The organism is Pseudaminobacter sp. Soil_N_29, assembly GCF_057656055.1.
On record NZ_JBDGLC010000006.1, the window covers coordinates 285169 to 311949 of the forward strand.

A 26781-nucleotide genomic window follows, 5' to 3' on the forward strand; every position below is an offset into this window, starting at 1 on the left:
GCGAGGACAAAAAACCGGTTGGGGTGATGGTCGAAAACGGGCTCTTCCTGGACGACGTGACGATCGCGCTGAACGGGCAAACGCTCGTTGCGGTCGCGCATCGCGTCGCGCCCGGCGAAGTGCTCACCGTAATGGGGCCGTCCGGCTCCGGAAAATCGACGCTGCTTGCCTATATCGGCGGTTTTTTGTCCTCGGCCTTCGAGGCATCCGGCCGCGTCTTTTCCGGCGATGTCGAGCTCACCGCCCTGCCGGCCGAAGACCGCCACGCCGGCATCCTCTTCCAGGACCCGCTGCTGTTTCCGCATATGTCGGTTGGCGGCAACCTTATCTTCGCCATCCCGCAGGCGGTGAAGGGCAGGGCCACCCGCGAAGCGCTGGCCGAAGCCGCGCTCGAAGGCGTCGGCCTCGGCGGCATGGCCGCGCGCGATCCCGACACGCTGTCGGGTGGGCAGAAGGCGCGGGTGGCGCTGGCGCGGGCGCTTTTGTCCTCGCCACGTATGCTCTTGCTGGACGAACCCTTTTCCAAGCTCGACGCAAACCTGCGCGGCCAGATCCGCGAGCTGGTCTTCGCCAAGGCACGCGACGGCGGTCTGCCGGTTTTGTTGGTGACGCATGACGAGGCTGACGCCCAAGCCGCCGGCGGCGCCGTCATCCGGATCGGGGCCGAGTAATGCCGAGTCTGCCCGAGCTTCCAGTCACCGCCGTTCTGCCGGCGCTTGCCGATGCGCTTGCAGCCAAGTCGAGCGCCGTGCTGGTCGCGCCGCCCGGTGCTGGCAAGACCACGCTGGTGCCGCTGGCGCTGCTCGATGCGCCATGGCTGGGCGATGGCAAGATCCTGCTGCTCGAACCCCGCCGCCTCGCCGCCCGCGCCGCCGCGCGCCGCATGGCGCAGTTCTTGGGCGAGGAGCCCGGCGGCACCGTCGGCTATGCCATGCGCATGGAGAGCAAGCAGTCGGCCCGGACAAGAATCCTCGTCGTTACCGAAGGCCTCTTGGCGCGCATGATCCTCGACGATCCCGAGCTGGCGGGCATCTCGGCGGTGATCTTCGACGAGTTCCACGAGCGCTCGCTGGACGGCGATTTCGGCCTCGCGCTGGCGCTCGACGTGCAGGGCGCGCTGAGGCCCGAACTGCGCCTGCTGGTGATGTCGGCGACGCTGGACGGCGCGCGCGTGGCAAACCTGCTCGGCGACGTGCCGGTCATCGAAAGCGAAGGCCGCAGTTTTCCCATCGACATCCGCTATCAGGAGCGGCCGGCCGGTACGCCTATCGAGGATGCCATGGCCAAGGCCGTGCGCGAGGCGCTGGCCGACGAGCCCGGCAGCGTGCTCGCCTTCCTGCCCGGCCAGCGCGAGATCGAGCGCACCCGCGAACGCCTCGAAGGCCGCGTCGGTGCCGACACCGACATCGTGCCGCTCTACGGCATGCTGGATGCGAAGACGCAGGACGCCGCGATCAAGCCTGCGCCTGCGGGCCGCCGCAAGGTGGTGCTGGCGACGGCGATTGCCGAAACCTCCATCACCATCGACGGCGTGCGGGTGGTGATCGATTCCGGCCTGTCGCGCCTGCCGCGCTACGAGCCCGCCAGCGGCCTCACCCGGCTGGAAACGGTGCGCGTCTCCCGCGCCTCGGCCGACCAGCGCGCGGGCCGCGCCGGCCGCACCGAGCCGGGGGTCGCCATCCGCCTCTGGCGCGCCGAGCAGACGGCAGCGCTTCCCGCCTTCACGCCGCCGGAAATCCTCGAGGCCGACCTGTCCGGCCTGATGCTCGATTGTGCCGCCTTCGGCGTCGCCGATCCGGCGAGCCTCGCCTTCCTCGACCCCCCGCCCGCGCCTGCGCTTTCCGAGGCGCGCACGCTGCTCACCGAACTCGATGCCATCGACGCGAACGGGCGCCTCACCGAAGCCGGCGCGGCCATGCGCAAGCTGGCGCTGCCGGTGCGGCTTGCGCATATGGTGGCCGAGGCGGCGCGCGAGGGGCAGGGGCTCGACGCCGCACAGCTCGCCGTGCTGCTCACCGAGCGCGGCCTTGGCGGCGACAGCGTCGACCTGGAACGGCGGCTGTCGCGCTTCATGGGCGAAAGATCGCCGCGCGCGGTGGCGGCAAAGCAATTGGCGGAGAGGTTGGCGCGGGCTTTACCCTCCCCCTTGAGGGGAGAAGAACGGGATATGGCACGGCTTACCCCCACTCCGCCTCGCTCCGCTCGGCACCTCTCCCCCCCAAAAGGGGAGAGGAAAGGCGCCAAGCTTGCGGACGGCGTTTCCTCTCCCCCGTCGACCGGGGGAGAGGTGCCGAGCGAAGCGAGGCGGAGTGGGGGTCGACTTCTAGACGCGGCCCTGCCCATGAGGCATGAGGAAAGCGTTGGCGCGCTTCTTCTCCGCGCCTGGCCCGACCGCGTCGCCAAGGCGCGCGGCGAGCGCGGGCGTTTTGTGCTGGCCAATGGCAGCGGCGCGATGCTCGACGCCGCCGATCCGCTGGCCGGCGAAACCTATCTCGTCGTGGCCGACATGCAGGGCAAGGCGCAGAATGCGCGCATTGCCGCGGCTGCACCCGTCTCGGAAGCCGAAATCCGCACAGTGCTCGGCCACCACGTGGAAAAAAGGCTGGAAAGCGCCTTCGACCCCGAAAAGCGCGCGGTGCGCGTGCGCGAGACCGTGCGGCTCGGCGCCATCACTTTGTCCGAGCGCATGCTGCCGGCTCCCTCCGGCCCGGAAGCCGACCGCGCCATCATCGAAGCACTGAAGACACACGGCCTGTCGCTGCTCAACTGGGGCAAGGAAGCGCAGATCCTGCGCCATCGCCTGCAATGGCTGCACACCGGCCTCGGCGCACCATGGCCCGACGTTTCGGACGAGGCGCTGGTCGCCTCGCTCGACGACTGGCTGCTGCCCTTCCTCACCGGCGAGGCCAACTTCGCCCGCATCGGCGCAGGCGTGCTGCACGATGCGCTCATGTCGCTGGTGCCGCACGATCTGCAGCGCAAGCTGGGCGCGCTGGCGCCGACTCATTTCGACGCACCCTCCGGCAGTCGCGTGCCGATCGACTATGAGGGCGAGCGGCCGGTGCTGGCCATCCGCGTGCAGGAACTTTTTGGCCTCGACAAGCATCCGTCGATCGCCGGGGGCACCGTACCGCTGACGCTGGAGCTGCTTTCCCCCGCCCACCGGCCGATCCAGACCACGCGCGACCTGCCGGGTTTCTGGCGCGGCTCCTGGGGCGATGTGCGCTCCGACATGCGCGGGCGCTATCCCAAGCACGTCTGGCCCGACGATCCTCTGTCGGCGCAGGCCACGGCGCGGGCAAAACCCCGCGTCAAATAGCGCTTGGCGACGGACACCGGTCCGGCGCATAAACCCTTCATGGTCAAGAAGCAGAACATGCCCGAGTTCCAGCAGAGTGCCCGCCTGCGTCTCAACACGCTGATCCGGCTGCGCTGGCTGGCCATCATCGGCCAGAGCGTCACCGTCATGGTCGTCGCCTACGGGTTCCAGTTTCCCCTGCCGGTCAGCCTGTGCTTCACGCTGATCGCCTGTTCGGCCTGGCTCAACCTGCTGCTCACCTTCCGCTTCCCGGCCGCGCACCGGCTGCAGCCGCTGCCGGCGCTCGGCATCCTCACCTTCGACGCGCTGCAGCTTGCCGGCCTGCTCTACATGACCGGCGGCCTGACCAACCCGTTCTCGCTTCTGATGGCGGTGCCGGTGGTCATCTCGGCCACCTCGCTGCCGCTCAGCCTCACGGCGTTGCTGGGCGTTTGCGTCATGGCGCTCACCACGCTGCTCGCCTTCTTTCACCTGCCGCTGCCCTGGATCGCCGGCACGGAACTCGTCATGCCTTTCCTCTATGTCGCCGGCATGTGGACGGCGGTTCTGTCCAGCATCGCGTTCACCGCCATCTATGCGTGGCGCGTGGCCGAGGAGGCGCGGCTTCTGGCCAATGCGTTGTCAGCCACCGAGCTGGTGCTGCAGCGGGAGCAGCATCTGTCGGCGCTGGACGGGCTGGCCGCCGCCGCCGCCCACGAGCTCGGCACGCCGCTTGCCACCATCACGCTGGTGGCCAAGGAAATGGAGCGGGCACTGGGCAAGGACCCGAAGTTCCACGAAGACGTGACGCTGCTGCGTTCGCAGAGCGAACGCTGCCGCCAGATACTCAAGCGCCTCACCAGCCTGTCCTCGGAAAGCGAGGTGCATCTGGCCCGCATGCCGCTCACCTCGCTGGTGGAGGAGGTGATCGCGCCTCACCGCGACTTCGGCATTTCCATCAAGCTCGAGCCGGGCGAGCAGCTCGGCCCGGAGCCGGTCGGCCACCGCAATCCCGGCGTGATCTATGGCTTGGGCAATCTGGTGGAAAACGCCGTCGACTTCGCCGCCAGCACAGTCACCATCCGCTGGAGCTGGAACGACCGCAGGGTCGTGTTCGAGATCATCGACGACGGGCCCGGCTTCCCGCCCGAGATCATCGACCGCATCGGCGAACCCTACATGACCACGCGGCAGGGCGGCGGCGAGCAGGGCGGCGGGCTTGGCCTTGGCCTGTTCATCGCCAAGACGCTGCTGGAACGCTCCGGCGCCACGCTCACCTTTTCCAACGCCAACGAGCGGGGCAAGGGCGCCGTCGTGAAGATCGAATGGCCGCACGACGTCTTCCTCAATCCGGGGTCGGCGGCGTCTTCCATGTTCGATACCGCCTGAGCCCGTCCGGCGGGTGGAAAAACCGGCCTCCGGCACCTATATTGGTCGGAAAACAGGCAAGAAAAACAGATAGAACGGACCAGACGATCATGAACGGCGACGAAGTAGTTGATGGCAGCATTACCGGCGGCGACACCTCGCTGCTGATCGTGGATGACGACAAGCCGTTCCTGACCCGCCTGGCACGCGCCATGGAGCTGCGCGGTTTCCAGGTCGAAACCGCCGAAAGCGTCGAGGAGGCGGTGGCCAAGGCGCGCGTGCATGCGCCCGCCTATGCCGTGGTCGACATGCGGCTGGGCGACGGCAACGGCCTCGACGTGGTGGCCGCGATCCGCGAGAAGCGGGCCGACGCGCGCACCATCATCCTCACCGGCTACGGCAACATCGCCACGGCAGTCACGGCAGTGAAGCTCGGTGCCGTCGACTATCTGTCCAAGCCCGCCGACGCCGACGACGTGTTCGCGGCGCTGACGCGCACCACCGGCGAGCGCGCCGCTCCGCCGGAAAACCCGATGTCGGCCGACCGCGTGCGCTGGGAGCACATCCAGCGCGTCTACGAGATGTGCGAGCGCAACGTCTCCGAAACCGCCCGCCGGCTCAACATGCACCGCCGCACCCTGCAGCGCATACTGGCCAAGCGCGCGCCGCGGTAAGTTTTCCGTTCGCGCGGGTCGCCATCGACCGAGTTCGATCCCCACTCCGGTTTGCTTCGGAAACCACCATTCCAGGGCGAGCCCGTCCTTCGGATCCCCGATCGACGGGGGAGAGAAACGCCGTCCGCGAGCTTGGCGCCCTTCCTCTCCCCTTTTTAGGGGGAGAGGTGCCGAGCGAAGCGAGGCGGAGTGGGGGTAATCCGCGCCATAGGCAATTGCCTTGTCCTCGTGAGAGCCGCCCTACTCGCTCTCCCCATCCAGCGCCGGCACCGAAACGCCGGCCAGTTCCGCCGCCAGCAGGCGGGCGGCACCCGCGCGCGCAATCCGAAGCATCAGCGCCTTGCGCGTGGCTGCAGCCATGCGGTGCTCCGGCGCTTCTCGCAAAATCTCGGCGCCATAGCCGTCGGAAAGGATGAAGCCGCATTCCTCGGGAAAAATCTCCGCCGGCACTTCCGGGTGCGTGGCGAAGAAGAATCGATCCGAATGCAGCCGGTAGTCGGGCCATTTGCGGTCGACGCGAAAATCCTCGACCGACGATTTGATCTCGATGATCCAGATGTCACCCTGGCGCGTCAGCGCCACCAGGTCGGCGCGCCGACCGGTCGCCAGCGAAAGTTCGGGCAGCACATGCGCGCCCATCTGCATCAAGAGGCGCTGCACGCCGCGGCGCACCACCATGGCGCGCTCGGACTGTCGCCCGTCGACGAGCGGATTGGCGGAAAGGGGTGAAACGATCGGCATGGCCGCACCATGCCACGTTATGTTCTCGTTTTGAACCTGTTTTCGGCGGGCGATTGCCGCTGTCTCGGGCAGCCTCCGCTACGCCGCGGCAGCCAGCCATCACCCATGTCGACCTGTTGCCGAAAAGCCATAGCACCGCGGCCGCGCTCGGGTCCCGCATACTTTGGCCCGGCCAAGCACTTGGCAAGCAACTGCATGCTCCCATACAAACAACGCTGAGGTCCGGCCCGAATCGGGCCGGTCGTGGTCGGGACCGGAGCTGCGGATTTTCTTATGCGCATGAAACCACTTGCCGTCGCCGCCAGCCTTGCACTTGCGCTGGCCGCCGCCGGATGCGCCAGCGATGGTACGTTCAAGGTGTTCTCGTCGGACTACGGCGCGCGGGTGGATGCCGGTTACCAGTTGCCGTCGGTGCCGATCTACAAGGTCGACAAGAAATACCATCGCCAGATCGTGCGTTACGACACGTCCGAGCGGCCCGGCACCATCATCGTCGATACGGCCAACAAGTTCCTCTATTTTGTTCTGCCGGAAGGCAAGGCCGTGCGCTACGGCATCGGCGTCGGACGCCAGGGCTTCGAGTGGCGCGGCACCGCGCGGGTGGCGCTGAAGCGCGAATGGCCGAGATGGACGCCGCCCGCGGAAATGATCGGCCGCCAGCCGGAGCTCGCCAAGTGGCGCGGCGGCATGCCGCCCGGCCTGACCAATCCGCTCGGCGCGCGCGCGCTTTACCTGTTCAACAATGGCGGCGATTCCGGCTACCGCCTGCATGGCACGCCCGAATGGTCTTCCATCGGCAAGGCCATGTCTTCGGGCTGCATCCGCCTGATGAACCAGGACATAATCGATCTCTACGAGCGCGCCGAGACCGGCGCCAAGGTGATCGTGATCTGAGGGCCCGAACGGGCCGGCCCCGTCAGCGGGGCGCAAAGGTTTTATGCGAGCCGTCTCGGCAACAGGACGTCGCAACAAAAACCGGGCTCCTGGAGCCCGGTTTTTTGTTTTTCATCGAGGCTATCGAGGCAGCGATCAGGAAACCTGCTCCACGTGCTCCACCTCGGGCACGAAGTGGCGCAGCAGGTTCTGGATGCCGTGCTTCAGCGTTGCCGTGGAAGAGGGGCAGCCGGCGCAGGCGCCCTTCATGTGCAGGAACACGGTGCCGTTCTCGTAGCCGCGGAAGGTGATGTCGCCGCCGTCCTGCGCCACGGCCGGGCGCACGCGCGTGTCCAGCAGTTCCTTGATGGTGGCGACGATCTCAGTGTCGGCCTCGTCGAAGAACTCGCCGGTGACGTCGGCATGGGCAGCGGCGGCATGGCCGCCGGCGGCCATCACCGGCGCGCCCGACATGAAATGCTCCATGATGGCGCCCAGGATCGCCGGCTTCAGATGCTGCCAGTCGGGGCCGTCCTTGGAAACGGTGATGAAGTCGTAGCCGAAGAACACGCCGGTCACGCCGGGAATCTCGAACAGCCGGCCGGCCAGCGGCGAAGCCTGGCCTGCCGCCTCGGCATCGCGGAAATCGGCAGTGCCCTGCGTCAGCACTTCCTTGCCGGGCAGGAATTTCAGCGTGGCGGGGTTGGGGGTCGCCTCGGTCTGGATGAACATGGCCGTTTCTCCGCGCATTTCAGTAGTTTGGAACTATTCTAAATAAGCCTTGTGGCCGCGACATTCAAGCCGCGCCTGCATCCGGCGGGACGCTTTCGCTCGATTGGTCGCTCAGGCCAGGCTTTCCAGTTCCTCGTCGGAGAGGTTCTGCGGCACAACCGTGACCGGAATGGGGAAGGCTGCGCCCTTGCCGGCGATGGAAGCTACCAGCGGGCCCGGCCCTTCCTTGGAGGCGCCGGCGGCAAGCACCAGGATGGCAATGTCCTGGTCTTCCTCGATCAACTGGTGGATCTGTTCCGAGGTCTTGCCCTCGCGCACCACCAGCTCCGGCTCGATGCCCAGCTTCTCGCGCACCTTGGCGGCATAGCCGTCCAGCGCCGTGTTGGCGTTGGCCACGGCTTCCTCGCGCATGATCTTTTCCACGCCCAGCCAGTGCTGGAAGTCGCTCGGCTCGATCGCGTAGAGCAGCACCACCACGCCGCCGGTGTTCTTGGCGCGGTAGGAGGCATAGCTCACTGCGCGTTCGCATTCCGGCGTATCGTCGATGATCGCCAGGAACTTGCGTCGGTGTCCGGCTTCGCGACTGAGACGCTTAGAGACCATGTGCCAACCTTGTTGCGGGACCGCCCGTTCCGGCGCAATTTGCCACTCGCGCAGGACCTCCGCAAGCGGTCTGCTCTGAAACGCTCAATTGTTGAGCAGACCGATGATCTCATGCACGTTCTTCATCGTGCCTTCGGCGATCACGCGCGCACGGTCGCCGCCATCGCGCAGCACGCTGTCGATATAGCCGGGATCGGCCATCAGGCGGCGCATGTCGTCGGCGACCGGTGCGAGCTTCTCGACCGCGAGGTCGGCCAGTGCCGGCTTGAACACCGAGAACTGCTGGCCGGCGAACTCCTTGAGCACGCCCTCTTTCGTCATGTCCGCGAGGCCGGCATAGATGCCGACCAGGTTCTCGGCCTCGGGTCGGCCGGCAAGTCCGTCTACCTCGCTCGGCAGCGCCTCCGGATCGGTCTTGGCCTTCTTGATCTTCTTCGAGATCGTGTCGGCATCGTCGGTCAGGTTGATGCGCGAAAGGTCGGACGGGTCCGACTTCGACATCTTCTTGGAGCCGTCGCGCAGCGACATGATGCGCGCCGCCGGGCCGCCTATGATCGGCTCGGTAATCGGGAAGAAGCCGTTCACCTTCTCCTCGCCCATCATCATCTCGACGCCGAGGCCGAGCTCGGCGATGCGGGCGGAGAAGTCGTTGTTGAATTTCTGGGCGATGTCGCGGGTCAGCTCGAGGTGCTGCTTCTGGTCTTCGCCGACCGGCACATGGGTGGCGCGGTAGAGCAAGATGTCGGCCGCCATCAGGCTCGGATAGGCGAGCAGGCCGAGCGAGGCGTTCTCGCGGTCCTTGCCGGCCTTGTCCTTGAACTGCGTCATGCGGTTCATCCAGCCGATGCGCGCCACGCAGTTGAATATCCAGGCGAGCTCGGCGTGCTGCAACACGCGGGCCTGGTTGAACACGATGTGCTTCTTCGGGTCGATGCCGGATGCCAGGAAAGCCGCGGTGATCGAGCGCGTCTGGCCAGCAAGGTCGTCATGGACAAGCTGGGCGGTCAGCGAATGCAGGTCGACGACGCAATAGATGCATTCGTTGCTTTCCTGCAGGGCGACGAACTTGCGGATCGCGCCGAGATAGTTGCCGAGGTGAAGATTGCCCGTGGGCTGGACGCCGGAAAAGACGAGCGGCTTGAATTCGTTCATGATGTCCTCGTGGCTTGTGGAGGGCCCGTTTGAGCATGATCCCGAAAAGTTGCAGACTTTTCGGTCTGAATCATGCGGCTAGGAGAATGCGCGCGGCGAAAATCGATGCGCGCTTATGAACGATGGCGCGGGCGAGAGCAAGATGGGCCCGCCACAAAGGGCAACAAGAAACCCTCGATTTGGGCGAGATCGGTGACTATATGTGTAGCTCATGCTATGTAGAGGCAGAGGTGTAGCATGACGATCAACATCACCAACAAGGAGGCCGACAAGCTCACGCGCACTTTCGCGCAGATGGAGGGCGTCGGGCTCACCGAAGCGATTGTCATTGCCATGAACGAGGCGCTGGCGCGCCGGCGCAATAGCGAAAGTCCTGTCGAAACGGCAGCGCGGCTTCGAAGCGAATTTGGAATTCAATTGACCGAGCAGGCACGCCAGCCATTGTCCCGTTCGGTCTATGACGAATTGTCCGGTGATGACCAATGTTCATCGACGCCGCTGCCATAGTCGCAATTCTGAGCGATGAGCCGGAAGCAGCTCGTTGTGCGGCAGCGATAGTCGAAGCCGAAAATCCATTCACTTCAGCCATTGCAGTATGGGAAGCGGCGATGGCGCTTGCGCGCCCCGAGAAGCTTGCGGCGCCGGTCGATCTGACATCTCGCATTGTCACGCGGTTTCTCGACGAGCGCGGAATCGCTCTTCGTGAACTCCCACCTGGAGAAGAGTCTGTATCGCTCTCCATCGAGGCGGCCTCGCGCTTTCGCAGCAATGCGATCCGCCTGAACATGGCGGACTGTTTCCATTATGCATGTGCCCGATACTACGGCGCGCCAATGCTCTCCACCGCCGACGAATTCCGGCTGACCGATCTGGAGACGGTTCCGTAGGCTCGGGACTGATCGTCCGCATTGGCGCGCGGCGATAGGGGCCGAGGAAATCCGTCCGCACGCCGCCTGACCTGGGCGCCTATTCCACTGCCTGCGAGCTTGCCGCGCCGCGCCTGATGTTGCGGCGGATCATGCCGAGATCGGCGCCGCCGATGCCGAAGGCGACGCCGAAATAGATCACAGTCCCGGCGCTGACGAGGACGGCCAGCGTCAGTGCCTGGGTGTGGAGGGGCGCGGAGGAGGCGAGGTAGGGCTCCAGCCGTCCCGCCGCCAAGTGCAGCGCGCCGGCCATCACGGCCGCCGCCAGCACCAGCCGCGGAATGCGAGTCAGAAGCGGAATGTCGGAGCCCCAATGCCCGCGCCGGATCAGCACGGCAAGCAGCATGGCCGCGTTCACCCAGCCGGCCACGGCCGAGGCGGTGGCGATGCCGGGTGCGCCCATGCTCGGAAACAGGGCCAGCGCCAGCGAGATGTTCACCGCCACCGAGACGGCGGCGAAGATCATCGGCGTGCGGGTGTCCTCGCGCGCGAAATAGCCGGGCGTGAACGCCTTGATCAGCACGAAGGCCGGCAGGCCGAGGCCGAAGATCGCCAGTATGGCCGAGACGGTCGGCGTGCTGTTGCTGGCGGCAAAGGCGCCTCGCTCATAGAGCACGCGGATGATCGGCTCCGATATCACCAGCAGCGCCGCCGCCGCCGGCAGGGTCAAAAACAGCGTGAACTCGACCGAGCGGTTCTGCAGGTTGGCCGCCTCGCGGTGATTGCCCGCCTTCAGCGCCCGCGCCAATTCCGGCAACAGCACGATGGCGACCGCGATACCGACCACGCCAAGCGGCAGCTGGTAGACGCGGTCGGCATAGGCGAGCGACGAGACCGCGCTCGCCTTGCCCGAGGCGATCGCCGTGCCGATGAGCTGGTTGATCTGGGTGATGCCCCCTGTCACCGCGGCCGGGAAGGCCAGCACAAGCAGGCGCTTGACGTTGGGGGTCAGATGCGGCCGGCGAAAGCCGATCGAAATGCCGGCATGGCGCACCGCGATCCAGACGATTGCGAGCTGCACCAGGCCGGCGGCCAGCACGCCCCAGGCCAGCGCATAGCCCACCGTCAGCCCGTCATGGCCCCTGTACCAGGCATAGCCCAGCACGGCGATGAGGATGACGTTCAGGAACACCGGCGCGATTGCTGCGGCGAAATAGCGGCGCAGCGAATTCAGCATGCCGCTCATCATCGCCGCCAGCGACATGCACATCAGGTAGGGGAACATGATGGTGGCGAGCGCGACGGTGAGGTCGAATTTTTGCGGGTTCTGCGTGAAGCCGGGGGCGACGATTGTCGACACCAGCAGCGGCATCGAAATTTCCATCAGGATGGTGAGCGCGATCAGCACCGTGAAGAGCACGCCGAACACCTCTTCCGAGAAGCGCTTGGCGCCTTCATTGCCGTTGGCCTCGATCTCCTTGGCAAACAGCGGCACGAAGGCGGCGTTGAAGGCGCCCTCGGCAAACAGCCGCCGAAACGTGTTGGGAAACTGGAAGGCTGCGTTGAAGGCGTCGGCAATAGGCCCGGTGCCAAGGGCCGCCGCCATCAGCATCTCACGGGTGAAGCCGAAAATGCGGCTCATCAGCGTGCCGGACGCAACGGTGGCGAATTTTTTCACAAGGCTCATGCGTGCGGCGATCCGTCTTGATGAAGCATTATTTCTCGTTCGCGCTGCCGCTGCGTTTTCGTTTTTTCGGACATGGCGCCCCCTACACCGCAGCCCTGGCCTTCGCGTCGCGCTGGGCGGTCTGGCCCTGTAGCGTCGCCAGCAGCCTGTCGCGTATAGCCTGCTGGCGCGTGGGGTTGTCGATCTTCTGGCCGGTCAGGTCGGTCACATAAAATGTGTCGATCACCTTCTCGCCGAAGGTGGTGATGTGGGCCGAGGCGATGTCGAGCGACAGGTCCGAAAGCGCGCCGGTGATCTCCGACAGCAGGCCCGGCCGGTCGAGACAGTGCACGTCGATGACCGTGAAGCGGTTGGACAGCGTGTTGCGGATATCCACGCGCGGCTCGCGGCGGAAGGCCTTGGCGCCGCGCTTCGGCCGGCCGCGTCTCTCGATCATCTCCGGCAGCCAGGCCCTTCCCGCCAGCACGTCCTCGATCAGGCGGCCGACACGCTCGGCGCGCCGCCGCTCGTCCTCGTCCATGTCGAATTCGCGGTTGATCAGGATCGTGTCCAGCGCCCTTCCGTCCGAGGTGGTGAAGATCTGCGCGTCGACGATATTGGCGCCGGCCGCGGCACAGGCCCCCGCGATCACCGACAACAGGCGCGGGTGGTCGGGCGCCAGCACGGTGATCTCGGTCACCGCCTCGAATTCGTGCGTCCTGACAATGGTGGCCAGCTTGCGGCCCTGCGCATCCGCCATGCGGATGAACTCGGCATGCCGCACCTGGTCGTTGGGGTCGACTGCCAGCAGGTAGTTTTCGTAATGCAGGTCCACCAGCCGCTTGCGCGCATCCTCCGGCCACTCGGAGAGCGCGGCGTCCAGCGCCGCGCGGGCCTCGGCCGCCCGCTGCGCGCGCGACACTTCCGAAAAGCCGCCGGTCAAAAGCAGCTCGGTCTCGTAATAGAGCGTGCGCAGCAGCTGGCCCTTCCAGCCGTTCCACACGCCCGGCCCCACGCCGCGAATGTCGCAGACGGTCAGCACCAAGAGCAGCTTCATGCGCTCCACCGACTGCACCACGTCGGCAAAATCCTCGATGGTCTTGCGGTCGTTGAGGTCGCGCGTCTGCGCCGTCATCGACATGATCAGGTGTTTTTCCACCAGCCAGGCCACCGTCTCGGTGTCGGCGGGCGACAGGCCCATATGCGGGCAGATGCGCCGGGCGATCTTCGCGCCGGCTTCGGAATGGTCCTCGGGCCGACCCTTGGCGATGTCGTGCAGAAGCACCGCCACGTAGAGCGCCTCGCGCTTCTTCTTCAGCCCTTCCATCAGCGAGTGCGACAGCGGGTGGATCTTCTCGCCGCCGCCGCGCTCCAGTTCCGACAGCACGCCGATGCAGCGCAGCAGGTGCTCGTCCACCGTGTAGTGGTGGTACATGTTGAACTGCATCATCGCGACGATGCGGCCGAAGTCCGGGATCAGCTTGCCGAGCAGCCCGGCTTCGTTCATGCGCCGCATGTTGAGCTCGGGGTTGCGGTCCGAGGTCAGCACGTCGAGGAACAGCCGGTTGGCTTCCTTGTTGCGGCGCAGGTTCTTGTCGACCAGCGACAGCGAGCGAGTGAGCAGCTTCAGCGCGTCGGGGTGGTATTCCAGCCCGTGCTTGTCGGCGAACCAGAACAGCCTCAGCAGGTTGACCGGGTCGCGCACGAAGACCTGGTCGTCGGCCACGTTGATGCGGTGGTTGTCGACGATGAAGTCGCTGGTGCCGGCAAGCTTGCGCTGGCGTCGCGTGAAGGTCGGGAAGAGGTGGTTGAGGCCCGGCACGTGCTTGGCCTGCTCCTCTTCCAGCCCGGCGCAGAAGATGCGCGTCAGGTCGCCCACCGTCTTGGCGATCAGGAAATAGTGCTTCATGAAGCGCTCGACCGCCGACAGGCCGGGGTGGCTGGTGTAGCCGAGCCGCTCGGCGATGTCGCGCTGGATGTCGAAATGCAGCCGCTCCTCGGCCTTGCCGGTCAGGAAATGCATGTGGCAGCGCACCGCCCACAGGAAATCCTCGGCTTTCAGGAACTGGTTGTATTCGGCGCGGGTAAGCACGCCCTTGCCCACCAGTTCCTCGCCGCTGCGCACGCGGTAGAAATACTTGCCGATCCAGAACAGCGTCTGCAGGTCGCGCAAGCCCCCCTTGCCGTCCTTGACGTTGGGCTCGACCAGGTAGCGGCTTTCGCCGCCCTTGGTGTGGCGCTCGTCGCGCTCGGCCAGCTTGGCATGGACGAATTCGGGCCCCGTGCCCTTCACCACCGATTTGTCGAAGCGGGTGAGCAGTTCGCCATAGAGCTTCTCCTCGCCCCACAGGAAGCGCGCGTCGAGGATCGAGGTGCGGATGGTGATGTCCTCGCGCGACAGGCGCAGGCATTCGTCGATGTTGCGGGTGGCGTGGCCGACCTTCAGCCCCATGTCCCACAGCATGTAGAGCATGTATTCCACCACCTGCTCGCCCCAGGGCGTCTGCTTGTAGGGCAGCAGGAACAAGAGGTCGATGTCGGAGCCCGGCGCCAGTGTGCCGCGGCCATAGCCGCCCACCGCCGCCACCGCCATGCGCTCGGCGGAAGAAGGGTTGCGGGCGTGGTAGACATGGGTGGCGGCGAAGTCGTAGAGCGCGCGGATCAGCTCGTCCATCAGGTGCGACAGCCGCGCCGCGCAGGCCGCTCCGCTGCCATCCTCGCGCAGCATGCGCTCGGCAATCGCCCGCCCGGCCGCATTGCGCTCCTTCAGAAGCTTCAGCACGCCCAGGCGCACCTGCGCGCCCGCACCGTCGCCGCCGGTCCCGGCCGTCAGCGCCGTCAGGTCGCGGCGCAGCTCTGCGCCGTCGATCAGGTCCTCGAGCTTCAGGGGTATCTTCGCCATGCCTGAGTAAAAGCCTCGCTTTGAGGGCGGCGTCTAGCGCTTTTTTCGCCGGCCGGGTATGGGGCGCGTCTGCGGCGCCTTTAGGGCGGCAACATTGTCGCAATTGCATCGGCGCAGGTCAAAAAAATCGGTCCCTCGTCTCGACATTGCCGCACGGCTTGTGTAACCGCCACACCTCCCCCGCGCCGGGCCTCATCTCGCACAAGGAAAGCATCCCATGAAACCGATCAGCGGTGGCATCGACTTTGGCACGTCAAACTCGACGGTCGGCTACATGCACAACGGTCGGCCGCGCCTGGTGCCGCTCGAGGGCGAGCATCTGGCCATGCCCAGCGCCGTCTTCTACAACTTCGAGGATAACGGCACCTATTTCGGCCGCCGCGCCATTGCGGACTATACCGAGAACGCCGAGGGCCGCCTGCTGCGCGCGCTGAAGAGCGTGCTCGGTTCCTCGCTGATCCACGAAAAGACCCGCATCAAGGCGCGCTACCTCGCATTCTCCGACATCATCGGCACCTTCATCGCCAATCTGAAGAACCGGCTGGATGCCGAAGTCGGCGAGGAGATCGAAAGCGTGGTGCTCGGCCGCCCGGTCTATTTCGTCGACGAGGACGAGGCCGCCGACCGCGACGCGCAGGACCAGCTCGAAGCCGCCGCCCGCGCGCAGGGCTTCAAGCACATCGCCTTCCAGTTCGAGCCGATCGCCGCGGCACTCGACTACGAGCAGAGCGTCACCCGCGAGGAGCTGGCGCTGATCATCGACATCGGCGGCGGCACCTCCGACTTCTCCATCGTGCGCGTCTCGCCCGAACGGGCGCGCGCGGCCGACCGCAAGGACGACATCCTCGCCAGCACCGGCGTCCATATCGGCGGTACCGATTTCGATCGGCTGCTCTCGGTCGCCCGGCTGATGCCCGAGCTTGGCTACAAGACGCCGACCAAGGACGGCAAGCGCAACCTGCCCGCCGGCTATTTCAACGACCTCGCCACCTGGCAGCGCATCAACATGCTCTATACGCCCAAGGCGATGACCGACCTGCGCCAGATCCGCTACGAGGCCGCAAAGCCCGAGCTGGTCGACCGCATGATCGACATCGTGTCGAACCGCCAGGGCCACGCGCTGGCCGGCACGGTGGAGCGGGCCAAGATCGACCTCACCGACCGCGACGACGCCATGATGACCGTGAAGCTGACCGAGGAGACGCTGTCGTTGCCGGTCACGCGCGCCGGGCTCGACGAGGCAATCGAGGCGGCGGTCGAGCGCGTGGCGAATACGGTCGCGAAGACGCTTGCCGATGCCGGCGTCGAGGCCCAGCGCATCACCACGCTCTTCCTCACCGGCGGCTCGACGGCCATCCCGCTGCTCAAAAGCCGCGTGCTGTCACTTTTTCCGGGTGCAACGGTCGTGCAGGGCGATATGTTCGGCTCGGTCGGGCTCGGGCTTTCGCTCGACGCCGCTCGCAAATTCGGCAGCGCCTGAGGGGGATTTTAGCCGGTATGGAACTTCCCGCAGTCCTTCGCCAGGCGGTCGACAAGGCGCTCGAAGGCGTGCCGCTGGCAGCACTCAAGCAGGCGGCGGAGGTGCTGTCGCGCCGCTACCGTGCCGAGACGCGCGACGGGCGGCTGCACCTGTCTGACGACCTGGCCGCGAAGGCCTATCTGGCGACGCGCCTGCCGGCGACCTATGCGGCTGTCCGCGCCAGCCTCGAGGCGGTGACCGAGGCGCGGGAAAATTTCGCGCCACGCAGCCTCATCGATGTCGGCGCCGGCCCCGGCACGGTGTTCTGGGCGGCGCGCGACTGCTGGGACAGTCTTGAGGATGCCATGCTGGTCGAGGCGAGCCCCTCAATCCGCGCCGTGGGCGCGGACCTCGCCCGCCACGCCGAGCCCGTCGCCGCGCGCTACCTTGCCGCCGATGTTTTGGGAAAATTCCCTGACCTGAAACCCGCCGATCTCGTCACGCTCGCCTATGTGCTGGACGAGCTGCCGCCTGAAAAGATCGAGCCGCTGGTCGACCGGCTGTGGACGCTGACGGGCGATACGCTGGTCATCGTCGAGCCCGGCACGCCGGCCGGCTGGCAACGCATTTTACGCGCCCGCACGCGCCTCATCGAGGCCGGCGCGCATCTGATTGCCCCTTGTCCGCACGCCCGCGAATGTCCGCTCGTCGCGCCCGACTGGTGCCATTTCTCCCGCCGCGTCGCCCGCTCGCGCCTGCACCGGCTGGCCAAGGGCGGCGAAGTGCCGTGGGAAGACGAAAAGTTCATCTATATCGCCGCCTCGCGGCATGCGGGCGAGGGCGCCTCGGCCCGTGTTCTGGCGCCCCCTCAAGCCTCGAGCGGCATGGTGCGGCTGAAACTGTGCGATGCCGAAGGCAGCGCCGGCGAACGCCTGCTCACCCGCCGCGAGGGTGCCGCCTTCAAGGCGGCGCGCAAGCTCGATTGGGGCGATGGGGTGTGGGGTGAGTGAGGGTCGAAAATTTGCACGACCTTCGCTCCGTCGCGCCCCCCTCTGGCCTGCCGGCCATCTCCCCCACAAGGGGGGAGATTAGCAGTTTCGTCCGCATCGCCCGTTCTGCAACGTTGAAGTTTGGCGAAAGTCGTGATGACAGCTGATTCCCTCGCCTGTTGGGGGAGATTGGGCAACTTCGTTCGCACCACTCATTCTGCAACGCTGACGTTTGGCGAAAGCCGTGATGACAGCTGATCTCCCCACCTGTGGGGGAGATGGCCGGCAGGCCAGAGGGGGGCAACATAGAGCGCCGGCTTAGCCGTTGACGACTCCACCTCACCCCTTCGCCGCCAACTCCTTCAGCCTATACAGCTCTTCCATCGCCTGGCGCGGGGTCATCTCGTCGAGATTGAGCGCGGCAAGGGCTGCGCCTAAAACGTCCACCTTCGCCGGCGCGGGCGGCGTTTCCTTCTTCGCCACGGCCGAGAACAGCGGCAGGTCGTCGACCAGCCGGTCGGCCTTGCCGGAGGTTTCGCCGGCCTCGAGCCGGTGGAGCACGTCCTTGGCGCGGCTCACCACCGCGTCGGGCAGGCCGGCCAGCCGCGCCACCTGCACGCCGTAGCTGCGGTCGGCGGCACCCTTGCCTACCTCGTGGAGGAAGACCACGTCGCCCTCCCACTCCTTCACCCGCATGGTCACGTTGTGGAGGCGCTGCAGCTTCTCGGCCAGCGCCGTCATCTCGTGGAAATGGGTGGCGAAGATCGCGCGGCAGCGGTTTTTCTCGTGCAGATACTCCACCGCCGCCCAGGCGATCGACAGGCCGTCGAAGGTCGCCGTGCCGCGCCCGATCTCGTCGAGGATGACCAGCGCGCGCTCGCCCGCCTGGTTGAGGATCGCCGCCGTCTCCACCATCTCGACCATGAAGGTCGAGCGCCCGCGCGCCAGATCGTCCGAGGCGCCGACGCGTGAAAACAGCCGGTCGACGACGCCGATATGGGCGCTGGCCGCCGGGACGAAAGACCCCATCTGCGCGAGGATCGCGATCAGCGCGTTCTGGCGCAGGAAGGTCGACTTACCGCCCATGTTCGGGCCGGTCAGCAGCCAGATGGCGCCGGCCTTGGCGCCGCCTTCGGGCGACAGGTCGCAGTCATTGGCCACGAATGCGTTCTCGCCTGCCGCGCGCAGCGCCTGCTCCACCACCGGGTGGCGGCCACCGACGATCTCGAAAGCGAGGCTGTCGTCCACGACCGGCCGGCACCAGTTCTCGCTGGTCGCCAGCACCGCAAGTGCGGCCGAAACGTCCAGCACGGCCAGGGCCGCAGCCCCGGCGCGGATCGTCTCGGCGTGGGCGACTGCTTCCGCCACCAGCGTGTCGAAGGCGGCAAGTTCGATCGCCAGCGCGCGGTCGGCGGCATTGGCGATCTTGGTCTCCATCTCGGCCAGTTCGGTGGTGGTGAAGCGCATGGCGTTGGCCATGGTCTGGCGATGGATGAAGCGCGCCTTGGCCTCGTCCGTGCCGGTCATGATCGCCTGATGGTTCGCCGTCACCTCGATGTAATAGCCCAGCACGTTGTTGTGCCGGATCTTCAGCGAGCGGATGCCGGTTTCCTCGATCAGGTCGCGCTCCATGCCGGCGATCACGCGGCGCGACTCGTCGCGCAGTGCGCGCATCTCGTCGAGCTCGGCGTGATAGCCGGCGCGGACAAAGCCGCCGTCGCGCTTGAGCAGCGGCAGGTCGTCGTCCAGCGCGCCGGTGAGATGCTCGGCGAAGGCAACCGGCAGCGCCGAAATAGCTTCCAGCGCTTCCGAAATCTCGGCCGGGACCTCAACCTCGGCAAACAGCGTGCGTATCGCCAGCGCCGCTTCGAAGCCTGAGCGCAGCGCGCCGAGGTCTCGCGGGCCGCCGCGGTTCAGCGCCAGCCTTGTTAGCGCGCGCGGCATGTCCGACACGCCCTTCAGGCAGCCGCGCAGCGCCTCCCCCAGCCGCCGCTCGGCGAGGAAGAAGGCGACCGAATCCAGCCGCTGGGCGATGGCCTTGGGGTCGGTCAGCGGCGACATCAGCCGGTCGGCGAGAAGCCGCGCGCCGGCGCCGGTCACCGTGCGGTCGATGGCCTTCAGCAGCGAGCCGTCGCGGCCGCCGCTGGTGGTGCGCAGGAGTTCCAGATTGACCCGCGTCGCCGGGTCGATGAACAGCGTCGAACCCGCATGCTCGCGTTCGGGCCGCGACAGCGGCGGCCGCTCGGCCTTCTGGGTCTTCTCCACATAGGCGACGACGCCTGAGATGGCCGACAGCTCGGCGCGCGAGAAGGTGCCAAAGCTGTCCGGCGTCGCGACCTCGAAGAAGCGCGCGATACGGCCCGGCGCCGAGGTGGAGTCGAACAGGCTTGGCGGCTGCGGGCTCGCCACCCGCCCCACCAGGTCGAACACCGGCTTCAGCTCGGCATCGTAGAACACCGGCTCGGGCAGGATCAGTTCGCGCGGGTCGATGCGGAAGATGTCGGCCAGCAGATTGTCGGCGCTCGTCTCGGCCACGCGAAAAACGCCGGTCGACAGCTCGATCCAGGCCAGCGCATAGGCGTTGTCCGAGCCGCCGCCCTTCACGCGCCCCAGCGACATCAAAAAATTCGATTCCGCCGGCGCCAGCAGCTTGTCCTCGGTGATGGTGCCCGGCGTCACCAGCCGCACCACGTCGCGCTTGACCACCGATTTCGAGCCGCGCTTCTTGGCCTCGGCCGGATCCTCGATCTGCTCGCACACGGCAACCCGGTGGCCGAGCCCGATCAGCTTCTGCAGATAGTCGTCGGCCGCATGGATCGGCACGCCGCACATGGGAATGTCCTGGCCCTGGTGCTTGCCGCGCCTGGTCAGCACGATGCCCAGCGCCCGCGCCGCGATCTCGGCGTCGTCGAAGAACAGTTCGTAGAAGTCGCCCATGCGATAGAACAGCAGCGAACCGGGGTTCGCCGCCTTGATCTCGAGGAACTGTTCCATCATCGGCGTGGCGGCGCCGCTGCCTGGGGCCGGCGTGCTTGCCTCGGTGCGGATCGGCGTTTCGTCGTTCACGTTATCGTCCAAAAATGCAGCTTTGCCCTGCTTGGCGGTTTACAGGGCCGAAGTGTAGCCTTAATCCCGAACACTCCACAAAAATCGGCTTGGGAAGGGACCGCGCGAGACCATGGCATCCGGCAACAGAACCGACAATGCAGGCCCCTCCGTGGGCACCCAGGAAGCGCTGGATTTCCACGCCATGGGCCGCCCCGGCAAGCTGGAGATCAGCCCCACCAAGCCCATGGCCACGCAGCGCGACCTGTCGCTCGCCTATTCGCCGGGCGTGGCGGCCCCCGTGCTGGCAATCGCCGACGACCCCAGCCGCGCCTTCGACTACACCGCCCGCGGCAACATGGTGGCGGTGATCTCCAACGGCACCGCCATCCTCGGCCTCGGCAATCTCGGCGCGCTCGCCTCCAAGCCGGTCATGGAAGGCAAGGCAGTGCTGTTCAAGCGCTTCGCCGACGTCGACGCCATCGACCTCGAGGTCGACACCACCGACGTCGACGAATTCATCAACTGCGTGCGCTATCTCGGGCCGTCCTTCGGCGGCATCAACCTGGAAGACATCAAGGCGCCGGATTGCTTCATCATCGAGAGCCGCCTGCGCGAGATCATGGACATCCCCGTCTTCCACGACGACCAGCACGGCACGGCCATCATCGCCGCCGCCGGCCTCATCAACGCGCTGGAAGTCACCGGCCGCGACGTCAAGACCACCAGGCTCGTCTGCAACGGCGCCGGCTCGGCTGGCATCGCCTGCATCGAGCTCATCAAGGCAATGGGTTTTGCGCCCGAAAACATCATCCTGTGCGACACCAAGGGCGTGGTCTACAAGGGCCGCACCGAAGGCATGAACCAGTGGAAGTCGGCGCATGCGGTGGAAACCGACGCCCGCACGCTGGCCGAGGCGCTGGAAGGCGCCGACGTGTTCTTCGGCCTTTCGGCCAAGGGCGCACTCACCCCGGTCATGGTCCAGTCCATGGCGAAAAACCCGATCATCTTCGCCATGGCCAACCCCGATCCGGAAATCACGCCGGAGGAAGTGGCCGAAATCCGCACCGATGCCATCATGGCCACCGGCCGTTCGGACTATCCGAACCAGGTCAACAACGTGCTCGGCTTCCCCTACATTTTTCGCGGGGCGCTCGACGTGCGCGCCACAACCATCAACGACGAGATGAAGATCGCCGCCGCCCGCGCGCTTGCCGAGCTTGCCCGCCAGGACGTGCCAGACGACGTGGCCGCCGCCTACCAGGGCAACCGGCCGAAATTCGGCCCCAACTACATCATCCCGGTGCCGTTCGACCCGCGCCTCATCTCGGCCATTCCCGTCGCGGTGGCCAAGGCCGCGATGGACACCGGCGTCGCCCGCCGGCCCATCCTCGACCTCGACAAATACGCGCAGGAGCTTTCGGCCCGGCGCGATCCCATCGCCTCCACGCTGCAGCGCATCTATGACCGCGTGCGCCGCCAGCCCAAGCGCATCGTCTTCGCCGAAGGCGAGGAAGAGCAGATGATGCGCGCGGCCGTTTCCTATGTGAACCAGCGCCTCGGCACCGCCATCCTGCTCGGCCGCGACGACGTCATCAAGGAAAACGCCCGCCAGGCCGGCGTCGACCTCGACAAGCCCGGCATCGAGATCATCAATGCGCGCCTGTCGCGCCGCAACGCCATCTATGCCGACTTCCTCTACGAGCGCCTGCAGCGCCAGGGCTTCCTGTTCCGCGACTGCCAGCGCCTGATCAACAACGACCGCAACCATTTTGCCGCCGCCATGGTGGCGCTGGGCGATGCCGACGGCATGGTCACCGGCGTCACCCGCAACTACTCCACCGCGTTGGAGGAAGTGCGCCGTGCCATCGACGCAAAGCCCGGCCACCGCGTCATCGGCGTGTCGATAGCGCTTTGTCGCGGCCGCACCGTGCTGGTGGCCGACACGGCCGTGCACGACATGCCGAATGCCGAGCAGATCGCCGACATCGCCGAGGAAGCCGCCGGCTTCGCGCGCCGCATGGGCTACGAGCCGCGCATCGCCATGCTCGCCTATTCCACCTTCGGCCACCCGGCCGGCGAGCGCTCCGAGCGCATCCAGGAAGCGGTAAAAATCCTCGACAAGCGCCGCGTCGATTTCGAATATGACGGCGAAATGGCCGCCGACGTCGCCCTCAACCCGCGCCTCATGCAGCAATATCCGTTCTGCCGCCTCAAGGGCCCGGCCAATGTGCTGGTCATGCCGGCATTCCACTCGGCCTCTATCTCGACCAAGATGCTGCAGGAACTCGGCGGCTGCACAGTCATCGGCCCGCTGCTGGTCGGCCTCAACAAGCCGGTCCAGATCGTGCCGCTGAATGCCAAGGATTCGGACATCGTCAACATGGCGGCGATTGCGGCGTTTACGGCGGGGGCTTGAGGGAGAGCCTCACGCCGAAGCTGCGGTTCCTCGCCCCCGCGACGCGGGGGAGAGGTGCCGAGCGAAGCGAGGCGGAGAGGGGGATCTATACGATTTGTCAATTGGACCGCGGCAAGGGCGAGGCGGCCGTGCCAAACGGCTTGGCTTGCGTGAAAACACTTCGTTCACCACGAAGGGAACAGAATGCATATCGATTGCATCATCCCGCATGGGTGACGCAAGCTGCTGATGCGAGTATGCCCCAGCCAAAACAGGGAGCCAGCCATGCCAGTCTTGTACACGATCGGCTACGAGGGAACAGACATCGAGCGGTTCGTTGCCACTCTCAAAGCTGTCGGCGTCGAGCGACTGGCCGACGTACGCGCCGTCCCCCATTCACGCAAGCGAGGCTTTTCCAAGAAGTCACTCTCAGCACATTTAGAAGCAGCTGGAATCGAATATCTTCCATTCCAGCCACTCGGTGACCCGAAGCCAGGGAGGGACGCGGCCCGTATGGGACACTACGACGTGTTTCGTGCTATTTATACTGCGCACCTTGATTCGGAGGACGCTCAGTCGTCCCTCAAGGAGCTGGTGGCGGTGGCGGGGGAAAAGCCAACTTGCCTGCTGTGCTTCGAGCGCGATCCGGCGACCTGTCACCGGTCAATCGTCGCGGAGGGACTGATCGACTACGGTTTCGAGGTGTTCGACCTATTCGGCGATCACCCGGAGAGATATGTCCGTAACGCCCACCGACTGCCGCGTTACAATTCTGGTCAAGGCGCTGCCGCAGCCTAGCAAAAAATACGGCGAGACCGTCTGCTGCGCGGGAGTGACCCCGGACGGCCAATTGAGACGCCTGTATCCGATCCGGTATCGTCACCTCAGTGGGGACAACGCCTTCTCGCGGTGGGACATTGTGCGGTTCCGTCACCGTCCTCCGAAACAAGACAAGCGCGCCGAAAGCTGTAACGTCGAAGAAAGTAGCATCGAGATCGTCGGCCAGATGCCTCGCAAAGAGCGCTCAAACCTGCTCGATCCATTAATCCTGCCATCCGTAGGGGAGGCTTCCCGGCGCAGCCAGTCGCTAGCCCTGATCAGGCCGCGTAACACGCGCTTCTTCTACAAACCTAAGACAGCCGAAGCACTTGGCGAGGAGCGTGAGGCATATGCACGAGCCGCGCGGCAGGGTTTGCTTCTCGACCGGGAACTAGAGAAGCTCGAGCCAACCCCATATGAGTTTAAGTTCCACTTCCGGGACGACGAGGCTCAGCACACTTACACAAACGGAGACTGGGAGGCCCATGCCATGTTCTATCATGGGCGAATGCGTGGAAAGACGGAAGCCGAAGTCCTCGACTGGATGGACCACGTATTCAACGTTGAATACCCGACAAAAGGCATGGCCTTTGCAATCGGAAATCAAGCCAAGCGTCAGCACATCTGGCAGTTGCTGGGCGTGCTTCGTCTCGATGAGCTTTCCGAGAACGAAAGGGCCCAAGGTCGCCTGTTCTGATTGTGACCTTGCCATCGGGAGGGGTATACTTGGATATCTACCGGCCGCAAAGTATCGATATCCGTTTTAACATTAGGCCATCGTGAATGGACCATATTGAATTTCCCGATATTAAAAATTGGGAGGGGCGCCGCGCTTGGTTCGAAGCGCAATTTGACATCGAGGTGCTTGGGGGTGCCCATGTCATGGGCGAACAATCTTCAGCGCTACTCATAGACTTGCAAGCCATATTCTGCGCGGGCGCATATATATCGGCCATCATAATCGCATGTACGATTATTGACGCCCATCTTCGGGAGGTGGAGGCTGACAATCGTTTCGAGGGTGGAATACAAGCGGCCCTTGCGACGCTCACTTCGGTGCCAGATCTTGACTGGCTTCGTAAGCGAAGAAACGGCTTGGTTCACTACAATCAGCGAGCAGGGGCAGCGATCACCGTTGACGAGCAATGGCTGCAACGTACCGCACATGAAGCGGATGCTCGCAAAGCTATCCAACTGGTTTCGAAAGTTCTGTTTGAAAACCCGTGGGTCTGATCAGAGCGCGACGTTTCCCCCCAAGGGAGGCCCTACGCGCTTTCCGGCAGCGGCAAAAAAGTGGATAAACTTGACACCGTCTCAATCCCAACCGCTTGAAAAGCTTGAGGCGCAGAGAAAATCGTCTCTGATTTTCTCCCCCACATTTCCGCCTCCCTTATAATCTTCCGCATCGGCCTCACGGGAACACGGGTCATGAACCGGATGCACGTGGAGGCAGGCGATGTCCGGGCTGGTGGCGCTACGGTGGCGCTGCTGGGTGATGAACCCCCAAGCCCGGGCCTTGGCGGCGGCTGGCCACGCGAATGTGGAGGCGACTGAGCGGGGGCAAGAGCATCGAACGGGCGGTCGAAGGGCCGCAAGATTTACCTAAACGAGCGCGTCCGACGACCGCCCGTCTTCCCAGTTCCTCATCCTGAGCTTGTCGAAGGATGACAATGGCCAGACGCGAAAGCGGGCGTGGCGATGAATAGGTGCGTGCTTCGAGGCTCGCCTTGCGGGCGAGCACCTCAGCATGAGGAAGCTTGGCGCGGCACCTCAGCTTGAGGGTGGTGGGCGCAGCACTTCAGAATGAAGGAGTCGGGCGCCAACGGTAGCCCTCATGGTGAGGTGCGCAGTGAAGCGAAGCGGAACGGAGCCTCGAACCACGAGGGCGGGATGAAGCGCACAGGACAATCGGATACGGCACAGCTTACCCCCACTCTGCCTCGCTACGCTCGGCACCTCTCCCCCTCAAAAGGGGAGAGGAAGGGTGCCAGGCTCGCGGACGGCGTTTCCTCTCCCCCGTCGATCGGGGGAGAGGTGGCGCGCGAAGCGCGACGGAGTGGGGGTCGACTTCTATGCGCCTGCGCTTGCCCGCCCTACAGCAGCCCGAACTGCTCGGCCTGCTCGCGCAGGTTTTGCCGCGGGCGCGGGCCGATCTGCTGGATGACCAGGCCGGCGGCCAGCGAGCCGAGCTTGCCGCAGTCTTCCAGGCTGCGCCCGGCAGTGTAGCCGAACAGGAAGCCGGCGGCGTAGAGATCGCCCGCGCCGGTGGTGTCGACCAGCTCGGCGATCTCGATGGCGTCGACCTCGACCGTCTCGTCGCCGCGCACGATGACCGAGCCGAGCTCCGAGCGGGTGACGGCGGCGAGCTTGCAGTCCTTGCGGATCAGATCCAGCGCCTGGTCAAAGGATTCGGTCTGGTACAGCGATTTCGCCTCGCTCTCATTGGCAAACACGATGTCCACCGTGCCCGAGCGCATGAGGTCCAGGAACTCGTCGCGGTAGCGGTCGACGCAGAACGGGTCGGACAGCGTCATCGACACTTCGCGGCCGGCGGCGTGGGCATGGGCGGCGGTGAGGCGGATGGCCTCCTTGGCCAGCGGCGGGTCCCACAGATAGCCCTCGAAATAGGTGACCTTGGCGCCCGCCGCCTTGTCGGCCTCGACGTCGTCGGGCCCCAGCTCCACGCAGGCGCCGAGAAAAGTGTTCATCGAGCGCTCGCCGTCGGGCGTGACGAAGATCATCGAGCGCGCGGTGGGCGGCGTGCCGGTCAGCGGGCTGGTGTCGAAGGCCACGCCCTGCGCCTTGATGTCGTGGGTGAAGATGCCGCCGAGATGGTCCTGGCTGACCTTGCCGAAATAGGCCGCGCGCCCGCCGAAGCTCGCCACGCCCGCCGCCGTGTTGCCGGCGCTGCCGCCGGAAGCCTCGATGGCCGGGCCCATGCGGCTGTAGAGCAGCTCGGCGCGTTCGGCGTCGATCAGGTTCATCGCGCCCTTGATGATGCGGTTCTCCACGAGGAAATCGTCGTCGCACTGGGCAATGATGTCGACAATGGCATTGCCGATGCAAAGCACGTCGTATTGGCTCATGAAGGTCTCCGCAAAGCCGGGCAGATAGGTTTTGGCACGCTGGCCGCCGGCGGGTCTAGAGCATCGGACCGAAAAGTGGAATCCGGTTTTCGGATATTCCGATGCTCGTT

21 protein-coding genes are annotated in these 26781 nt (G+C 65.6%); 13 read left to right on the forward strand and 8 right to left on the reverse strand.

Annotation, left to right across the window (positions count from 1 at the left end; all coding sequences use genetic code 11):
* Positions 1 to 26: 26 nt before the first annotated feature.
* From AC3A4H_RS15855 to AC3A4H_RS15870, 4 genes are all read left to right on the forward strand, one after another.
* The gene (locus tag AC3A4H_RS15855) at positions 27 to 671 is read left to right on the forward strand and encodes an ATP-binding cassette domain-containing protein (protein ID WP_487767537.1); all 645 of its coding nucleotides are present in this window, start codon (positions 27 to 29) and stop codon (positions 669 to 671) included.
* Positions 671 to 3319 carry an ATP-dependent helicase HrpB gene (hrpB, locus tag AC3A4H_RS15860; RefSeq protein WP_487767538.1) on the forward strand — a complete coding sequence of 883 codons (2649 nt, stop codon included), beginning with the start codon at positions 671 to 673 and terminating at the stop codon, positions 3317 to 3319. The genes AC3A4H_RS15855 and hrpB overlap by 1 nt, the downstream gene beginning before the upstream one ends.
* A 39-nt stretch (positions 3320 to 3358) precedes the next feature.
* Positions 3359 to 4687: an ActS/PrrB/RegB family redox-sensitive histidine kinase gene (locus tag AC3A4H_RS15865; RefSeq protein WP_487767539.1), complete on the forward strand. Its 1329-nt coding sequence runs from the start codon at positions 3359 to 3361 to the stop codon at positions 4685 to 4687.
* Between the two features lie 89 nt (positions 4688 to 4776).
* Entirely contained in the window at positions 4777 to 5340 is a 564-nt protein-coding gene (locus tag AC3A4H_RS15870; protein ID WP_487767540.1) for an ActR/PrrA/RegA family redox response regulator transcription factor, read from the forward strand.
* Positions 5341 to 5580: 240 nt separating this feature from the next.
* Here AC3A4H_RS15870 and AC3A4H_RS15875 read toward each other — a convergent pair whose 3' ends face one another.
* Entirely contained in the window at positions 5581 to 6081 is a 501-nt protein-coding gene (locus AC3A4H_RS15875; protein WP_487767541.1) for an MmcB family DNA repair protein, read from the reverse strand.
* Between the two features lie 273 nt (positions 6082 to 6354).
* Here AC3A4H_RS15875 and AC3A4H_RS15880 point away from each other — a divergent pair, with 273 nt between their 5' ends.
* The gene (locus AC3A4H_RS15880) at positions 6355 to 6975 is read left to right on the forward strand and encodes a L,D-transpeptidase (RefSeq protein WP_487767542.1); all 621 of its coding nucleotides are present in this window, start codon (positions 6355 to 6357) and stop codon (positions 6973 to 6975) included.
* 135 nt (positions 6976 to 7110) lie between these two features.
* Here the strand turns inward: AC3A4H_RS15880 and AC3A4H_RS15885 are convergent, their stop codons facing one another.
* The 3 genes from AC3A4H_RS15885 to trpS all read right to left on the reverse strand — a co-directional run bounded on the left by AC3A4H_RS15885 (position 7111) and on the right by trpS (position 9441).
* Entirely contained in the window at positions 7111 to 7686 is a 576-nt protein-coding gene (locus AC3A4H_RS15885; RefSeq protein ID WP_487767543.1) for a NifU family protein, read from the reverse strand.
* Between the two features lie 111 nt (positions 7687 to 7797).
* The gene (locus tag AC3A4H_RS15890; protein WP_348778849.1) at positions 7798 to 8289 is read right to left on the reverse strand and encodes a universal stress protein; all 492 of its coding nucleotides are present in this window, start codon (positions 8287 to 8289) and stop codon (positions 7798 to 7800) included.
* Between the two features lie 84 nt (positions 8290 to 8373).
* Complete coding sequence (gene trpS / locus AC3A4H_RS15895) at positions 8374 to 9441, reverse strand: tryptophan--tRNA ligase (protein WP_487767544.1); 1068 nt, start codon at positions 9439 to 9441, stop codon at positions 8374 to 8376.
* 237 nt (positions 9442 to 9678) lie between these two features.
* On the opposite strand from trpS, the gene AC3A4H_RS15900 reads away from it, so the two are divergent.
* Together AC3A4H_RS15900 and AC3A4H_RS15905 are read left to right on the forward strand one after the other, a co-directional pair.
* On the forward strand, positions 9679 to 9948 hold the full coding sequence (locus tag AC3A4H_RS15900) for a type II toxin-antitoxin system VapB family antitoxin (protein ID WP_487767545.1): 270 nt from the start codon (positions 9679 to 9681) through the stop codon (positions 9946 to 9948).
* On the forward strand, positions 9924 to 10328 hold the full coding sequence (locus tag AC3A4H_RS15905) for a type II toxin-antitoxin system VapC family toxin (RefSeq protein ID WP_348778852.1): 405 nt from the start codon (positions 9924 to 9926) through the stop codon (positions 10326 to 10328). Before AC3A4H_RS15900 ends, AC3A4H_RS15905 begins: the two co-directional genes overlap by 25 nt.
* Before the next feature lie 79 nt (positions 10329 to 10407).
* On the opposite strand, the gene murJ is transcribed toward AC3A4H_RS15905, so the two are convergent.
* Both murJ and AC3A4H_RS15915 read right to left on the reverse strand, forming a co-directional pair.
* Positions 10408 to 11994 (reverse strand): murein biosynthesis integral membrane protein MurJ, encoded by a 1587-nt coding sequence (gene murJ / locus AC3A4H_RS15910; protein ID WP_487767546.1) that lies wholly within the window; start codon positions 11992 to 11994, stop codon positions 10408 to 10410.
* An 82-nt stretch (positions 11995 to 12076) separates the two neighbouring features.
* Complete coding sequence (locus AC3A4H_RS15915) at positions 12077 to 14875, reverse strand: [protein-PII] uridylyltransferase (protein ID WP_487767547.1); 2799 nt, start codon at positions 14873 to 14875, stop codon at positions 12077 to 12079.
* Positions 14876 to 15092: 217 nt separating this feature from the next.
* On the opposite strand from AC3A4H_RS15915, the gene AC3A4H_RS15920 reads away from it, so the two are divergent.
* Together AC3A4H_RS15920 and AC3A4H_RS15925 are read left to right on the forward strand one after the other, a co-directional pair.
* On the forward strand, positions 15093 to 16355 hold the full coding sequence (locus tag AC3A4H_RS15920; RefSeq protein WP_487767548.1) for an Hsp70 family protein: 1263 nt from the start codon (positions 15093 to 15095) through the stop codon (positions 16353 to 16355).
* A gap of 17 nt (positions 16356 to 16372) precedes the next feature.
* Positions 16373 to 17344, forward strand: a complete 972-nt coding sequence (locus AC3A4H_RS15925; protein WP_487767549.1) for a small ribosomal subunit Rsm22 family protein — start codon at positions 16373 to 16375, stop codon at positions 17342 to 17344.
* Positions 17345 to 17662: 318 nt separating this feature from the next.
* Here AC3A4H_RS15925 and mutS read toward each other — a convergent pair whose 3' ends face one another.
* Entirely contained in the window at positions 17663 to 20320 is a 2658-nt protein-coding gene (mutS, locus tag AC3A4H_RS15930) for a DNA mismatch repair protein MutS (protein ID WP_487767610.1), read from the reverse strand.
* A gap of 181 nt (positions 20321 to 20501) precedes the next feature.
* Between mutS and AC3A4H_RS15935 the strand changes: the two genes are divergently transcribed.
* The 4 genes from AC3A4H_RS15935 to AC3A4H_RS15950 all read left to right on the forward strand — a co-directional run bounded on the left by AC3A4H_RS15935 (position 20502) and on the right by AC3A4H_RS15950 (position 24818).
* The gene (locus AC3A4H_RS15935) at positions 20502 to 22787 is read left to right on the forward strand and encodes an NADP-dependent malic enzyme (protein WP_487767550.1); all 2286 of its coding nucleotides are present in this window, start codon (positions 20502 to 20504) and stop codon (positions 22785 to 22787) included.
* Between the two features lie 264 nt (positions 22788 to 23051).
* Positions 23052 to 23564: a DUF488 domain-containing protein gene (locus AC3A4H_RS15940; protein ID WP_487767551.1), complete on the forward strand. Its 513-nt coding sequence runs from the start codon at positions 23052 to 23054 to the stop codon at positions 23562 to 23564.
* The gene (locus tag AC3A4H_RS15945) at positions 23503 to 24282 is read left to right on the forward strand and encodes a hypothetical protein (RefSeq protein WP_487767552.1); all 780 of its coding nucleotides are present in this window, start codon (positions 23503 to 23505) and stop codon (positions 24280 to 24282) included. The genes AC3A4H_RS15940 and AC3A4H_RS15945 overlap by 62 nt, the downstream gene beginning before the upstream one ends.
* A gap of 86 nt (positions 24283 to 24368) precedes the next feature.
* The gene (locus AC3A4H_RS15950; RefSeq protein WP_487767553.1) at positions 24369 to 24818 is read left to right on the forward strand and encodes a hypothetical protein; all 450 of its coding nucleotides are present in this window, start codon (positions 24369 to 24371) and stop codon (positions 24816 to 24818) included.
* Positions 24819 to 25678: 860 nt separating this feature from the next.
* Here the strand turns inward: AC3A4H_RS15950 and AC3A4H_RS15955 are convergent.
* Complete coding sequence (locus AC3A4H_RS15955; RefSeq protein ID WP_487767554.1) at positions 25679 to 26671, reverse strand: adenosine kinase; 993 nt, start codon at positions 26669 to 26671, stop codon at positions 25679 to 25681.
* Positions 26672 to 26781: the final 110 nt, after the last annotated feature.

What these genes read in the sequence shown, in the direction of transcription:
- AC3A4H_RS15855 (WP_487767537.1), top strand. Translation starts at nt 27, where the DNA reads ATGGTCGAAAACGGGCTCTTCCTGGACGACGTGACGATCGCGCTGAAC.
- hrpB (WP_487767538.1), top strand. Translation starts at nt 671, where the DNA reads ATGCCGAGTCTGCCCGAGCTTCCAGTCACCGCCGTTCTGCCGGCGCTT.
- AC3A4H_RS15865 (WP_487767539.1), top strand. Translation starts at nt 3,359, where the DNA reads ATGGTCAAGAAGCAGAACATGCCCGAGTTCCAGCAGAGTGCCCGCCTG.
- AC3A4H_RS15870 (WP_487767540.1), top strand. Translation starts at nt 4,777, where the DNA reads ATGAACGGCGACGAAGTAGTTGATGGCAGCATTACCGGCGGCGACACC.
- AC3A4H_RS15875 (WP_487767541.1), bottom strand. Translation starts at nt 6,081, where the DNA reads ATGCCGATCGTTTCACCCCTTTCCGCCAATCCGCTCGTCGACGGGCGA.
- AC3A4H_RS15880 (WP_487767542.1), top strand. Translation starts at nt 6,355, where the DNA reads ATGCGCATGAAACCACTTGCCGTCGCCGCCAGCCTTGCACTTGCGCTG.
- AC3A4H_RS15885 (WP_487767543.1), bottom strand. Translation starts at nt 7,686, where the DNA reads ATGTTCATCCAGACCGAGGCGACCCCCAACCCCGCCACGCTGAAATTC.
- AC3A4H_RS15890 (WP_348778849.1), bottom strand. Translation starts at nt 8,289, where the DNA reads ATGGTCTCTAAGCGTCTCAGTCGCGAAGCCGGACACCGACGCAAGTTC.
- trpS (WP_487767544.1), bottom strand. Translation starts at nt 9,441, where the DNA reads ATGAACGAATTCAAGCCGCTCGTCTTTTCCGGCGTCCAGCCCACGGGC.
- AC3A4H_RS15900 (WP_487767545.1), top strand. Translation starts at nt 9,679, where the DNA reads ATGACGATCAACATCACCAACAAGGAGGCCGACAAGCTCACGCGCACT.
- AC3A4H_RS15905 (WP_348778852.1), top strand. Translation starts at nt 9,924, where the DNA reads ATGTTCATCGACGCCGCTGCCATAGTCGCAATTCTGAGCGATGAGCCG.
- murJ (WP_487767546.1), bottom strand. Translation starts at nt 11,994, where the DNA reads ATGAGCCTTGTGAAAAAATTCGCCACCGTTGCGTCCGGCACGCTGATG.
- AC3A4H_RS15915 (WP_487767547.1), bottom strand. Translation starts at nt 14,875, where the DNA reads ATGGCGAAGATACCCCTGAAGCTCGAGGACCTGATCGACGGCGCAGAG.
- AC3A4H_RS15920 (WP_487767548.1), top strand. Translation starts at nt 15,093, where the DNA reads ATGAAACCGATCAGCGGTGGCATCGACTTTGGCACGTCAAACTCGACG.
- AC3A4H_RS15925 (WP_487767549.1), top strand. Translation starts at nt 16,373, where the DNA reads ATGGAACTTCCCGCAGTCCTTCGCCAGGCGGTCGACAAGGCGCTCGAA.
- mutS (WP_487767610.1), bottom strand. Translation starts at nt 20,320, where the DNA reads ATGATGGAACAGTTCCTCGAGATCAAGGCGGCGAACCCCGGTTCGCTG.
- AC3A4H_RS15935 (WP_487767550.1), top strand. Translation starts at nt 20,502, where the DNA reads ATGGCATCCGGCAACAGAACCGACAATGCAGGCCCCTCCGTGGGCACC.
- AC3A4H_RS15940 (WP_487767551.1), top strand. Translation starts at nt 23,052, where the DNA reads ATGCCAGTCTTGTACACGATCGGCTACGAGGGAACAGACATCGAGCGG.
- AC3A4H_RS15945 (WP_487767552.1), top strand. Translation starts at nt 23,503, where the DNA reads ATGTCCGTAACGCCCACCGACTGCCGCGTTACAATTCTGGTCAAGGCG.
- AC3A4H_RS15950 (WP_487767553.1), top strand. Translation starts at nt 24,369, where the DNA reads ATGGACCATATTGAATTTCCCGATATTAAAAATTGGGAGGGGCGCCGC.
- AC3A4H_RS15955 (WP_487767554.1), bottom strand. Translation starts at nt 26,671, where the DNA reads ATGAGCCAATACGACGTGCTTTGCATCGGCAATGCCATTGTCGACATC.